15 protein-coding genes are annotated in these 12,322 nt (G+C 41.9%); 13 read left to right on the top strand and 2 right to left on the bottom strand.

Translation table 11 applies throughout. The annotated features are described in order from the left end of the window. Positions 1-74: 74 nt before the first annotated feature. From rpmF to FTU06_RS12535, 8 genes are all read left to right on the top strand, one after another. A complete protein-coding gene (rpmF, locus tag FTU06_RS12500) occupies positions 75-257 on the top strand; it encodes a 50S ribosomal protein L32 (RefSeq protein ID WP_004279227.1) in 183 nt (60 codons plus the stop codon). Between the two features lie 205 nt (positions 258-462). Further along, positions 463-1,443 carry an ACP S-malonyltransferase gene (fabD, locus tag FTU06_RS12505; RefSeq protein WP_180146932.1) on the top strand — a complete coding sequence of 327 codons (981 nt, stop codon included), beginning with the start codon at positions 463-465 and terminating at the stop codon, positions 1,441-1,443. After that, positions 1,440-2,174, top strand: coding sequence for a 3-oxoacyl-ACP reductase FabG (gene fabG / locus FTU06_RS12510; protein ID WP_078190055.1), 735 nt, complete (start codon positions 1,440-1,442; stop codon positions 2,172-2,174). The genes fabD and fabG overlap by 4 nt, the downstream gene beginning before the upstream one ends. Before the next feature lie 85 nt (positions 2,175-2,259). Next, the gene (acpP, locus tag FTU06_RS12515; RefSeq protein WP_078190054.1) at positions 2,260-2,496 is read left to right on the top strand and encodes an acyl carrier protein; all 237 of its coding nucleotides are present in this window, start codon (positions 2,260-2,262) and stop codon (positions 2,494-2,496) included. A 190-nt stretch (positions 2,497-2,686) separates the two neighbouring features. Beyond that, positions 2,687-3,160, top strand: coding sequence for a peptidoglycan-binding protein LysM (gene lysM / locus FTU06_RS12520; RefSeq protein ID WP_180008199.1), 474 nt, complete (start codon positions 2,687-2,689; stop codon positions 3,158-3,160). 108 nt (positions 3,161-3,268) lie between these two features. After that, positions 3,269-3,808, top strand: a complete 540-nt coding sequence (locus tag FTU06_RS12525; RefSeq protein WP_180146935.1) for a hypothetical protein — start codon at positions 3,269-3,271, stop codon at positions 3,806-3,808. A gap of 60 nt (positions 3,809-3,868) precedes the next feature. Beyond that, positions 3,869-4,099, top strand: coding sequence for a hypothetical protein (locus tag FTU06_RS12530; RefSeq protein ID WP_180146938.1), 231 nt, complete (start codon positions 3,869-3,871; stop codon positions 4,097-4,099). A 24-nt stretch (positions 4,100-4,123) separates the two neighbouring features. Continuing rightward, complete coding sequence (locus FTU06_RS12535) at positions 4,124-4,396, top strand: hypothetical protein (protein ID WP_180146941.1); 273 nt, start codon at positions 4,124-4,126, stop codon at positions 4,394-4,396. 202 nt (positions 4,397-4,598) lie between these two features. On the opposite strand, the gene hemJ is transcribed toward FTU06_RS12535, so the two are convergent. Together hemJ and FTU06_RS12545 are read right to left on the bottom strand one after the other, a co-directional pair. Then, the gene (gene hemJ / locus FTU06_RS12540; protein WP_180077409.1) at positions 4,599-5,051 is read right to left on the bottom strand and encodes a protoporphyrinogen oxidase HemJ; all 453 of its coding nucleotides are present in this window, start codon (positions 5,049-5,051) and stop codon (positions 4,599-4,601) included. 68 nt (positions 5,052-5,119) lie between these two features. Continuing rightward, complete coding sequence (locus FTU06_RS12545) at positions 5,120-6,349, bottom strand: beta-ketoacyl synthase N-terminal-like domain-containing protein (RefSeq protein WP_111885033.1); 1,230 nt, start codon at positions 6,347-6,349, stop codon at positions 5,120-5,122. A 273-nt stretch (positions 6,350-6,622) separates the two neighbouring features. On the opposite strand from FTU06_RS12545, the gene FTU06_RS12550 reads away from it, so the two are divergent. From FTU06_RS12550 to FTU06_RS12570, 5 genes are all read left to right on the top strand, one after another. After that, positions 6,623-8,083: an EcsC family protein gene (locus FTU06_RS12550; RefSeq protein WP_180146944.1), complete on the top strand. Its 1,461-nt coding sequence runs from the start codon at positions 6,623-6,625 to the stop codon at positions 8,081-8,083. A 155-nt stretch (positions 8,084-8,238) separates the two neighbouring features. Beyond that, positions 8,239-8,613 (top strand): 30S ribosomal protein S12, encoded by a 375-nt coding sequence (gene rpsL / locus FTU06_RS12555; protein WP_000246374.1) that lies wholly within the window; start codon positions 8,239-8,241, stop codon positions 8,611-8,613. Between the two features lie 178 nt (positions 8,614-8,791). Beyond that, positions 8,792-9,262: a 30S ribosomal protein S7 gene (rpsG, locus tag FTU06_RS12560; RefSeq protein ID WP_005011815.1), complete on the top strand. Its 471-nt coding sequence runs from the start codon at positions 8,792-8,794 to the stop codon at positions 9,260-9,262. Between the two features lie 131 nt (positions 9,263-9,393). Continuing rightward, on the top strand, positions 9,394-11,529 hold the full coding sequence (gene fusA, locus FTU06_RS12565; protein WP_180004228.1) for an elongation factor G: 2,136 nt from the start codon (positions 9,394-9,396) through the stop codon (positions 11,527-11,529). A 93-nt stretch (positions 11,530-11,622) separates the two neighbouring features. Beyond that, on the top strand, positions 11,623-12,322 hold a 700-nt coding region (locus FTU06_RS12570), incomplete at its 3' end, for a GTP-binding protein (RefSeq protein WP_180146947.1).

Consider the following 12,322-nt stretch of genomic DNA (forward strand, 5'->3'; position numbering starts at 1 on the left):
TTGTGTTATACTCTTGAGTATAAGACAATCGAATTTGTTCTGATCCATTTTTTCGATCTTTGTAAGGAGCCATCATGGCCGTTCAGCAAAACCGTAAAAGTCGCTCTCGCCGTGACATGCGCCGTTCACATGACGCTTTAACCGAGAATGCATTAACTGTAGACCAAGCTACTGGCGAGACTCACCGTCGTCACCACGTATCTAAAGATGGTATCTACCGTGGTCGTCAATTATTCGCTAAAGCATCTGCTGAATAATTGGTGATGTATTAAGCGTCAAGCTTAGTAGAAAAAATGGGAGCGTTAAGCTCCCTTTTTTTGTACCGATTTTTTGTTGCATTTGGCAATTACCAAGACAAAAATTAAGTGTTAAATTTCCGTCCCTGAAACAAGCTTACATGGGATTGTGTTGAATAAATGTCCAAATAGCATAAATTCACCAGTCTTGATAAAGGATTTTTTTATGTCTGCTAAACAACTCGAGCAAGCAGCTCAAGCTACTAAAACTGCATTCGTGTTCCCGGGTCAAGGGTCACAGAAAGTCGGCATGCTCGCTGAACTTGCAGAACAGTTTAGTATTGTGCAAGCAACATTTGCAGAAGCATCAGAAGCGGCTGGCTTTGATCTTTGGCAAATTGCTCAAAGTGGTGAAGGGTTAAACCAAACAGAATTTACTCAACCTGTACTACTGACTGCCAGTATTGCTTTATGGCGTGTGTGGTTAGAGTTAGGTGGTGTTGCACCGAAATACCTTGCAGGTCACTCATTAGGTGAATACAGCGCCTTTGTTGCTGCAGGTGCGATGAGCCTAGGTGATGCCGTTAAACTGGTGAACCTACGTGGTCAGTTAATGCAAAGTGCTGTACCTGAAGGTCAAGGTGCAATGGCGGCAATTTTGGGTCTAGATGATGCCAAAGTCATTGAACTTTGTGCCCAAGCAGAAGGCCCAGGTTCAGTAGATGCTGCAAACTACAATGCACAAGGTCAAGTTGTCATTGCTGGCGATAAAGCCATGGTTGAAGCGGTTATGGCTGCTGCTAAAGAAAATGGCGGTAAGGCAATCACACTTCCGGTTTCTGTGCCATCGCATTGTGCATTGATGAAACCTGCTGCTGAACAGTTTGCGACAGCATTGGAACAAACTGCCATTGAGCTGCCTACTATACCTGTAATACAAAATGTAGGCGCTGAAATCGCGACTGATGTAGCGCAATTACGTCAGGCGTTAACTGCACAGTTATACCAATCTGTACAGTGGACAAAGACCATGCAGTATTTGCAAGACCAAGGTATTCAGTACATTGCTGAATGTGGTCCGGGTAATGTCCTTGCGAATCTCGCAAAACGTTTGCCAAATATTGAAAAAGCATTCCCACTCGACACGAAAGGTCGTATGGAAGATGCACTGAATGCCATTTTAGTGGCAGAAGGGAAAATTGCATGACACAAGAACGCAAAGTTGCTTTAGTAACAGGTGCGAGCCGAGGGATTGGAGCAGCAATTGCTCAGCAATTGATTCAAGACGGTTATTTTGTTGTAGGTACTGCAACTTCAGAAGCGGGTGCGGAAAAATTATCTGCTGCTTTTGCTGAAAATGGTGCGGGTAAAGTTCTAGATGTACGTGATGCAACTGCAATTGATGCATTGGTATCAGACATTGAGCAAAACTTTGGTTCTGTATTGGTTTTGGTGAACAATGCTGGTATTACCAAAGATAATTTGTTACTTCGTATGTCGGAAGATGATTGGGATGACATTCTCAACATTCATTTGAAAGCCGTTTATCGACTTTCTAAACGTGTTTTAAAGGGTATGACCAAAGCACGTTTTGGCCGAATTATTAATATTAGTTCTGTGGTTGCACATTTTGCTAACCCAGGACAAGCAAATTATTCTGCTGCAAAAGCAGGGATTGAGGCCTTTGGTCGCAGCCTTGCAAAAGAGATGGGAAGCCGCCAAATCACTGTAAATGCAGTGGCTCCGGGCTTTATTGCAACAGAAATGACAGAACAGTTAAGCGAAGAAATTCGTAAAAAGATGAGTGATCAAGTGGCTTTAAACCGTTTAGGTGAGCCGCAAGATATCGCAAATGCCGTAAGTTTTCTTGCTTCTGAAAAGGCAAGTTACATTACCGGAACTGTATTACATGTAAATGGTGGTTTATACATGAGCTAAGCGCTCAAGTATAAACTTTCAAAACGATTTAGATTCAATTAAACTAACGGCATTAAAAACGCCACAAGCAATGAGGAGAATTCCTGTGAGCGATATCGAACAACGCGTAAAACAAGCAGTAGCTGAACAACTTGGTCTTAAAGCAGACGAGATCAAAAACGAAGCTTCTTTCATGGATGACTTAGGTGCAGACTCTCTAGACCTAGTTGAATTAGTTATGTCTTTCGAAAACGATTTCGACATCACTATTCCTGATGAAGATTCAAACGAAATCACTACTGTACAATCTGCAATTGACTACGTTTCTAAGAAACTAGGTTAATTTTAGATTTCAGCGATGCTGATTTAAAAAGCCACCATTCGGTGGCTTTTTTTATGCCGAATATTTGTTTTTACATTAGCTTACGTTTCTGTCACCAACAACAACTCAAAAGCGGTTATTTTTTAGCTATAAAAATAGAGTTTGAACAATAGTTAAATTATTTAAAACAGTAAAAACAACGGAGAAAAACATGGGTCTTTTTGATTTTGTAAAAGGAATTGGTAAAAAAAATACAGCGCCTGCAGAACCTCAGGCAGCGCCAGCAACACCTTCTGAACCATCTGCACAAGAAATTGCCAATAAGTTATTGGGTCATATCAAAGCACTGGGCTTACCTGTAACTGGCTTGTCTGTGAGTTATAACGGGACTTCAGATCTAGCAACAGTGAAAGGTCAGGTGCAAAGCCAAGCAGATCGTGAAAAGATTATCTTGGCGGTAGGGAATATTGATCATGTGGCGCAAGTGGATGATCAGTTGACTGTAGCAACGCCAGAACCAGAAAGTAAATTTTATACAGTTAAATCAGGCGATAATCTTTCTAAGATTTCTAAAGAATTTTATGGTGATGCAAATCAATACAATAAAATTTTTGAAGCAAACCGTCCTTTGCTAAAAAATGCCGATGACATTTTCCCAGGTCAGGTGCTTCGTATTCCTGCATAAATATTTGTGTTTAAAGTAAAAAAAGCCATCTTGTGATGGCTTTTTTTTGTATGCGTGAATGGTGAAGTTGAATATAATGCGGCTGAAATAATTCAAAATAAGAAATCAATGAAACAAAAAATCATCTTTATTTTCTTGCTGTTGCTTGCAGTTGTTGTGTGTTTTTGTCTTTGGCTGCGGTGGGATGAGCGTATTGATCCTCGGGTGCTCAAGTGGCAGCAGTCTGAAATTTCTTATCATTCAAATTACACACAAGAGCCGTATTTTAACTTGCTTGGGCTGAATGCCGCAGATCGGTTTTCGGCATTGAATGTTGGGCGCTATCGTTATCATCAAGATTGGGCATTTAGTTTGTTGGGGCAAGAGCATCAGAATGTATTGGGCCAGCCATTGAATGCGAAGCTAACACGTGAAAAGTGGTCAGAAGAACAGACGAATTTAGTTGCGGAGTTTCAGCAATTGCTGGTCGATGATCCTAAGGCAGCTAGCGCATTTGTTGTTGAGCATCATCAGGTGCTCGGTGCGCTGATACAGCAAGAAAAGGTGCCGTTGCAGCGCTTTAACACATGGTTGCAGCATGCAGGCCAATACCGCAGTTTAAGTATGCCGAGCAATTCCGCATATCCAGACTTTAAGTATTTAAATTAGTTAGCGATCCTTTATCAGATCAATATTGCTTTAAATAAAGAGGATAAGCTGGATGCATATATGGCTGAATATCACAGATTGCAGCAGATGCTTGAGCGCCCGAACTCATTGGTTGAAAGGATGCTGATTCAAAGCTGGCTGGCACGTTATGTTCGAATTATACGTAATGAGCAATTAAAGACTGGACAAGTTGTTTATTTAGAGCCTTTAAGTGCCAGTCAGTTGAGTTTGCGCTCAGCAGCACAATGGGAAGCCTATGGCATATATGCGGTGTTGAAGCAGGTGCAGTAATCATCGGGTTGGAGTACCTCGTTGATGTATTGGTTGTATTTGCTAAATCAAACTGCGAATCAATTGTTTAAGCAATATGAAGAGGCGGCACAGCTATCTGAGCTTTCTTATGATTCGTTTAGGATGCAGGCTGGTCAAGAGCAGGGACAGTATTCATCTTGGCATATCAAAAACTATTTGGGCAATACTTTGTCCAATATAGAGGTGGTGCCTTGGGAGCGCTATGTGCTTGCAGGGCACATTTTGAATGATCGTATTATGATTTTTAATTTGTTGAATCAGGGGCGACTGATTTAACGCAGTTGAGTCAAAATAGCCACGGTCGACGTTTCTTTAAGAAAGAGGGGATGTTGTGTGCTGAAGTGCCGTAGCCGCGTGAGCAATTTAGAGCACACAATTGGAATATTTTAGATAGCTGTGTGCAGTTGTAGTTTTTGTATATAAACATTTTGGTATAGAAATAAAAAGCCCCAATGAGTAGGGGCTTTTTTACAGTCGTTTAGAAGCTTGGCTTCACTACAACTAAAATGACAACCGCAAATAAAATCAAAGTGGGCATTTCATTAAAATAACGCCAGAATTTATGCGACTTATAATGTGCATTTTCGATAAGCTTTTTACGGTAATAACCACAAACAAAATGATAAATCACCAATAGTCCAACTAATCCCACTTTTAGGTAGAACCAAAGCGCTTCATGGTAGTGTCGAGTTGCATCACCCCAATCGACGAGGAAGTGCGCAGTGATCAGTGTAGCAATCATTGCAGGCCACATAATGCCGCGATATAGCTTGCGTTCCATGATTTGAAAGCGCTGATGACTGGTAGCATCTTCACTCATAGCATGGTAGACAAAAAGGCGAGGGAGATAAAATAGCGCTGCGAACCAGCAAACAACTGCGATGATATGCAATGCTTTTACCCAGAGGAAAGCATCTGATGGAGCATCCATATATTGACCCTTAAAAGGGCGGTGGGTGTGTGCTTTGGCAGCGAAGCGCCAAAGCAGCAAACTTTATATTAAGCTTCCCATTTTTTGAAAACGAGGCAAGCGTTTACACCGCCAAAACCAAAACTGTTACTCATCACAGTATTCAATTTTGCATCACGTTTTTCAAGTACGATATCAAAAGGTTTTGCGCCTTCGTCAAGTTCAGTCACGTTGATGTTCGGTGCAATAAAGTCATTTTGCATCATCAAAATAGAATAAATCGCTTCTTGTACGCCTGCAGCGCCCAGGCTGTGACCTGTCATCGACTTGGTTGAGCTGAGCGGAGGAACTTGCCCTTCTCCGAAAGCACGCTCCATCGCTTTAAGTTCAGTGACATCGCCTGCCGGAGTAGATGTACCATGTGTATTAACATAGTCGATGGTATCTACACCATGTTGTTTAGCTTCTTCTAAGGCCATAAGGATACAACGCGTCGCACCTTCGCCCGATGGTGCAACCATGTCAGCGCCGTCAGAATTTGCTGCATAGCCGACAACTTCAGCCAAGATGTTTGCACCACGTGCTTGAGCATGTTCAAGTGACTCTAGTACAACGAAGCCACCGCCGCCAGCGATCACGAAACCGTCACGGTCAGCAGAGTAAGGGCGGGAAGCAGTTTCAGGAGTGTCATTGTATTTTGAACAAAGTGCACCCATTGCATCAAATAAAAGACTTTGTGACCAATGGTCTTCTTCACCACCACCAGCAAGCATTAAGTCTTGTTTGCCTAATTGAATCAAATTGTATGCATAACCAATGGCATCTGCAGATGTTGCACATGCGCTAGTAATCGTATGTGCAATACCTTGCATTTTAAATGCAACACCCACGTTTGCGGTAATGGTGTTGGTCATATTACGTGGTACAAAGAATGGACCAACTTTACGTGCACCTTTGGTGTCTAGAAGTTCTTTCATTTCAACAACAGATGCAGTTGAACCACCACCTGACCCACCCGCAATACCGTAACGTGGATTACCACCGATTTGTTCTGCTGTTAAGCCTGCATTTTCTACCGCAGCCAAAGCTGAGTTGTATGCATACATTGCGCATACGCCCATAAAGCGTTTTAAACGGCGGTCAATACCGTCAAAGTTTTGTTCTGCAGCCGCACTGACATGACTTTTAAAATTAAGTTCAGCATAACTTGGGTTGAAACGTGTTCCAGAAATCCCGTTTTGCAAAGAATGAGTGACATCTTCTAATGTATTACCAATGCATGAGTTGATGCCCATACCAGTGATTACAACACGTTTCATCTACAGATCCTTTATAGGTAGTGTGTGAGCAAGCTATAGAAAGTATACGAAGGAAACTTTCTAAATAGGCGAACTCATATAATTTGATTGGAATAATGATAGCAGAAAGCTTTTTGAATTCTTATGGCAAATCCTATGCCTATTGTTGACTGAGCTAATTTGCAACTTTGCAGCAAAAAACTTAACTTAAAGATACATATTCAAGTTGTGATAAAGTTTGACTACACCTAGTATTTATCAATAATTTCAAGAATAGTTTTAATGAGGTAGGGAATGGTGAAAACGAATAATAAACCAACGGTAGGTCTACTCTCAAACGCCTTTGGAGTGGCTAAAAAGCTCAGTTCTACTGGGGTGTCCATCATTAATCATGTCGCACCCGAATCCGTAACTAAGGTCATTCAACCTCAAAAAAATGGTCAAACCTTGGAGGGTCAGTCAAGGCAAGCGGGCGTATTTGATGTAAAAAAATATGATAATCCTCAGCAAATCTTGCGTGAACACGTTCCAAATGTTTCTAGACAATTATTGGGTCGACATTTTAATACCGTAAATAATGTGGCTAATTTTGTTGCTCCTCAATTTAGTGACAAAATTTCTGATTATATATTTGATCGACTTAATCATTTTAGTTCGGATATTTCATCTGTAGATGCTGTACTGGATGAAGCTGGGGTACGTGATTTAGAAGAGTTGACACAAGATGTCGATCGTTCGCGTCGTATTAGTCAGGCCTTGGGCGAGCAAAATAAATGGATTGCTTCGATTCAAGGGGCTTTAACAGGTGCGACAGGTGTTATTGGTTCAAGTATTGATATCCCTGCATCATTGATTATGACTTTACGAATAATTTATCAAGTTGGACGTTCTTATGGTTTCGACTTAAGCAAAGAAAGTGATCAAGATATTGTTCAGTTTATTTTTAAACAGGTCGACTTGAGTTTAATTGCAGAAAAACAAACTTTGCTTATGGCAATAAAAGCTCTGAGTAGTACGCTACAAAATAGTGATTTACATCAATTGCAGCAATTGGTGGGTTCAGATACTGATGCAGCAGCATTGAAAAAATATGTACTAGATGAAAATGGTCAGTTTAAGTGGGCATGGCTCAATCAAATGCCAAAAGTTTCATTGTTAAATCAGCTATCACGATTATCTCCTGTGGCGAGTGTTGGTGTAAGTGTGGTGTATAGTCGCCGTTTAGTGGATGAAGTGAATCAGAAGGCACAGCAGGTCTTTTCTAATGCGCGCCAATATATTTTGCAGCATCAGGATATTAGCTTGTCACCTTTACATGCCTATGAGCGTTCTCTTGAGTTGCTTGCTCAAGCAACACCTAAATTACTAGAAGGTATTAAGGCGAAAGATATTGATTTGGCTGAGCCTGTACTAGATCAGACCATAGATGTTACAGGTCATGAGAGTATCCGCGCAGTAAAAGTCATCAAAAAAGCACAAGTTAAAAACTCTGATGCAGCCGAAGTGGAAGTAGAGCAGGAACAAAAAGTCTCAGAAGGTTTGGAGGCACTTGCGGAGAAAGTTGTTGAGCCTCATGCACCCGGGGCTGCGCAAAAACCTGCTTTAGCTGAAAAAGATGAGTTTGATGTGTTGGAATCTGTACAGCAGGAGGATGTCCCAGTGGAAAAAGCTGCACCCAAAACTAAGCCGCGTAAAGCCAAAACAGCAGCCGTAGATAAAGTTACAAAAAAATCAGCAGATTCTTCTGAAAAATAAACTATTTATTTGTGGGTGAAAAATTGCGCAAATCATGATGAATAAATGTTTTCGATGATCGTATATTGTTGACCAATTTTAAGTCTTCGCTTACAATTGCATGCCCTCAAAAAGTAGTATTTTTTGGGGCTTTTTATTAACGGGAGAATTGCCAAATGGCAACAACAAATCAGTTGATCCGTAAGGGTCGTACAACTTTAGTTGAAAAATCTAAAGTTCCTGCGTTGAAGGCTTGTCCACAACGTCGTGGTGTTTGTACACGTGTTTACACAACTACACCTAAAAAACCTAACTCAGCAATGCGTAAAGTTTGCCGTGTTCGCTTAACTTCAGGTTTTGAAGTTTCTAGCTACATCGGTGGTGAAGGCCATAACCTACAAGAGCACAGTGTTGTTCTTATCCGTGGTGGTCGTGTTAAAGATTTACCAGGTGTACGTTACCATACCGTTCGTGGCTCTTTAGACTGTGCTGGTGTTAAAGATCGTAACCAGTCTCGTTCTAAATACGGTGCTAAACGTCCTAAGAAATAATCTGAAAAGATTAACTTCTTAGTTCGTTAGAACTGCAATCCTTTATCGTCTCGCTTGTCTGATTTCTGCATTTTTTGTGAAAATTCCAAGCGACGTATAGTAAGGCCAGCGAAAGCACATGACACTTTGTGCACCTGCTGGAGTAACCTGAAGTGTCATATTTATTAGGTGTATTAAAATGCCAAGACGTCGCGTAGTTGCTGCCCGTGAAATCCTTCCGGATCCTAAGTTCAGCAGCCAAACAATCGCTAAATTCATGAACCACGTAATGCAAGATGGTAAAAAATCTATTGCTGAAAGTATCGTTTACGGTGCTTTAGACCGCGTTCAAGAAAAATCTAAAGTAGACCCAGTTGAATTTTTCGAGACTACTCTTGAAAAAGTTCGTCCTATGGTCGAAGTAAAAGCACGCCGTGTTGGTGGTGCTACATACCAAGTGCCTATGGAAGTACGCCCATCCCGTCGTACTGCCTTGGCTATGCGTTGGTTAGTAGATGCTGCTGCTAAGCGTTCTGAAAAAACTATGGCTTTACGTCTTGCTGGTGAGTTGCTTGATGCAGCTGAAGGTAAAGGCGCAGCGATCAAAAAACGTGAAGATGTGCATCGTATGGCTGAAGCCAACAAAGCCTTCTCTCATTACCGTTTCTAAGCGGATAAAACAGCCCCTATTCAGGAGGGTGACAAATCAGTTGTCACTGTTTTGTCATCGAATCGCTTTAAGTTGCTATGCAGCTTAAAGCGTCCTGTTTTAAACAACAAAATTTAGGAATGCTAGAAATCATGGCTCGTCAAACCCCAATTTCTCGTTATCGTAACATTGGTATCTCTGCGCACATTGATGCTGGTAAAACTACCACTTCAGAACGTATTTTGTTCTACACAGGTGAGAGTCACAAACTTGGTGAAACTCACGAAGGTTCTGCAACTACAGACTGGATGGAACAAGAGCAAGAACGTGGTATTACTATTACCTCAGCGGCAGTAACATGCTTCTGGAAAGGGATGGGTAACCAATTCGAACAGCACCGTATTAACGTAATTGATACCCCAGGACACGTAGACTTCACTATTGAAGTTGAACGTTCTATGCGTGTTCTTGACGGTGCATGCATGGTTTACTGTGCTGTAGGTGGTGTACAACCTCAGTCTGAAACTGTATGGCGTCAAGCAAATAAATATAAAGTTCCACGTATTGCATTCGTGAACAAAATGGACCGTACTGGTGCGAACTTCTTCCGTGCTGTTGAACAAGTTAAAACACGTCTTGGTGGTAATCCAGTGCCAATCGTTGTTCCAATCGGTGCAGAAGAAAACTTCCAGGGTGTTGTTGACCTAATCGAAATGAAAGCGATTATCTGGGACGAAGCGTCTCAAGGTATGAAGTTTGAATATGGCGAAATCCCTGCTGAATTAGTTGAACTAGCTAACGAATGGCGTACTAACATGGTTGAAGCTGCTGCGGAAGCATCAGAAGAACTCATGGACAAGTACCTTGAAGAAGGTGAGTTAACTAAAGAAGAAATCGTTTCAGGTTTACGTGCACGTACATTGTTGAATGAAATTCAACCAATGCTTTGTGGTTCAGCGTTCAAAAACAAAGGTGTTCAACGTATGTTGGATGCTGTAATTGAATTCTTACCTGCGCCGACTGATGTCGAGGCGATTAAAGGTATCCTTGACGACAAAGACGAAACTGAAGGTTCTCGTGAAGCGTCTGATGATGCTCCGTTCTCTGCGCTTGCGTTCAAAATCATGAACGACAAATTTGTAGGTAACTTAACATTCGTACGTGTTTACTCTGGTGTGCTTAAAGCAGGTAGCCCTTGCTATAACCCAGTTAAAATGAAGCGCGAACGTGTTGGCCGTATCGTACAGATGCACGCAAATGACCGTCACGATATTGAAGAAATTCGTGCGGGTGATATCGCAGCATGTGTAGGTCTTAAAGATACTACGACTGGTGATACATTATGTGATGAAAACAATGTAATTACACTAGAGCGTATGGAATTCCCAGAGCCAGTAATTGCGCTTGCGGTTGAGCCTAAAACTAAAGCTGACCAAGAAAAAATGTCTGTTGCTTTAGGTCGTTTGGCGAAAGAAGACCCTTCATTCCGCGTACGTACTGACGAAGAATCTGGTCAAACAATTATTGCTGGTATGGGTGAGCTTCACCTTGACATTATTGTTGACCGTATGAAGCGTGAATTCAACGTTGAAGCGAACATTGGTAAACCAATGGTTGCGTATCGTGAAACGATCAAAAAATCAGTTGAACAAGAAGGTAAGTTTGTACGTCAAACTGGTGGTAAAGGTAAGTTTGGTCACGTATACGTACGTTTAGAACCACTTGCTGAAGATGCTGGCAAAGATTACGAGTTCGCTGAAGAAGTTGTAGGTGGTGTAGTACCTAAAGAATTCTTCGGTGCGGTTGACAAAGGTATCCAAGAACGTATGAAGAATGGTGTCCTAGCTGGTTATCCAGTGGTTGGCATCAAAGCGACATTGTTCGATGGTTCTTACCATGACGTCGACTCTGACGAATTATCGTTCAAAATGGCTGGTTCTTACGCATTCCGTGACGGTTTCATGAAAGCAGATCCTATCTTGCTTGAACCAATCATGAAAGTTGAAGTAGAAACTCCAGAAGACTACATGGGCGATATCATGGGTGACTTAAACCGTCGTCGTGGTCTTGTTCAAGGTATGGACGATTTACCTGGTGGTACTAAAGCTATCCGTGCAGAAGTTCCACTTTCTGAGATGTTTGGTTACGCAACTCATATGCGTTCTATGTCTCAAGGTCGTGCGACTTATTCTATGGAATTCGCTAAATACGCTGAAACACCACGTAACGTGGCTGAAGGCATCATCGCTAAGTTCCAATCTGGCGGTAAAAAAGGTGACGACGAGTAATCTTTCGATTACTATAAGCCCAAACTAATTCATAGTTAAAAACCAAATGCTCATGCAGTATCCCTGCATGAGTAGTTTAAAAAGGAAGATCTCATGGCTAAGGCTAAGTTCGAACGTAATAAGCCACACGTTAACGTGGGTACAATTGGTCACGTCGACCACGGTAAAACTACTTTAACAGCTGCAATTGCAACTGTATGTGCAAAAAAATTCGGTGGTGAAGCGAAAGATTACGCTGCAATCGACTCTGCACCAGAAGAAAAAGCACGTGGTATTACAATTAATACTTCACACGTAGAATACGATTCTCCAATCCGTCACTACGCTCACGTAGACTGCCCAGGTCACGCCGATTATGTTAAAAACATGATTACTGGTGCTGCGCAAATGGATGGTGCGATCCTTGTATGTGCTGCGACTGATGGTCCAATGCCACAAACTCGTGAACACATCCTTCTTTCTCGTCAGGTAGGTGTACCTTACATCGTTGTATTCCTAAACAAATGCGACCTTGTTGACGACGAAGAGCTTCTTGAATTAGTAGAAATGGAAGTTCGTGAACTTCTTTCTACTTATGACTTCCCAGGCGACGACACTCCAGTAATCCGTGGTTCTGCTCTTGCAGCGCTTAATGGTGAAGCTGGTCAATACGGCGAAGATGCTGTAGTTGCTCTTGTTGAAGCTCTTGACTCTTACATCCCAGAACCAGAACGTGCTATCGACCAAGCATTCCTTATGCCAATCGAAGACGTATTCTCAATTTCAGGTCGTGGTACAGTAGTAACTGGCCGTG

Source organism: Acinetobacter sp. YH12052, from assembly GCF_013419835.1.
Taxonomy (GTDB): Bacteria; Pseudomonadota; Gammaproteobacteria; order Pseudomonadales; family Moraxellaceae; genus Acinetobacter; species Acinetobacter amyesii.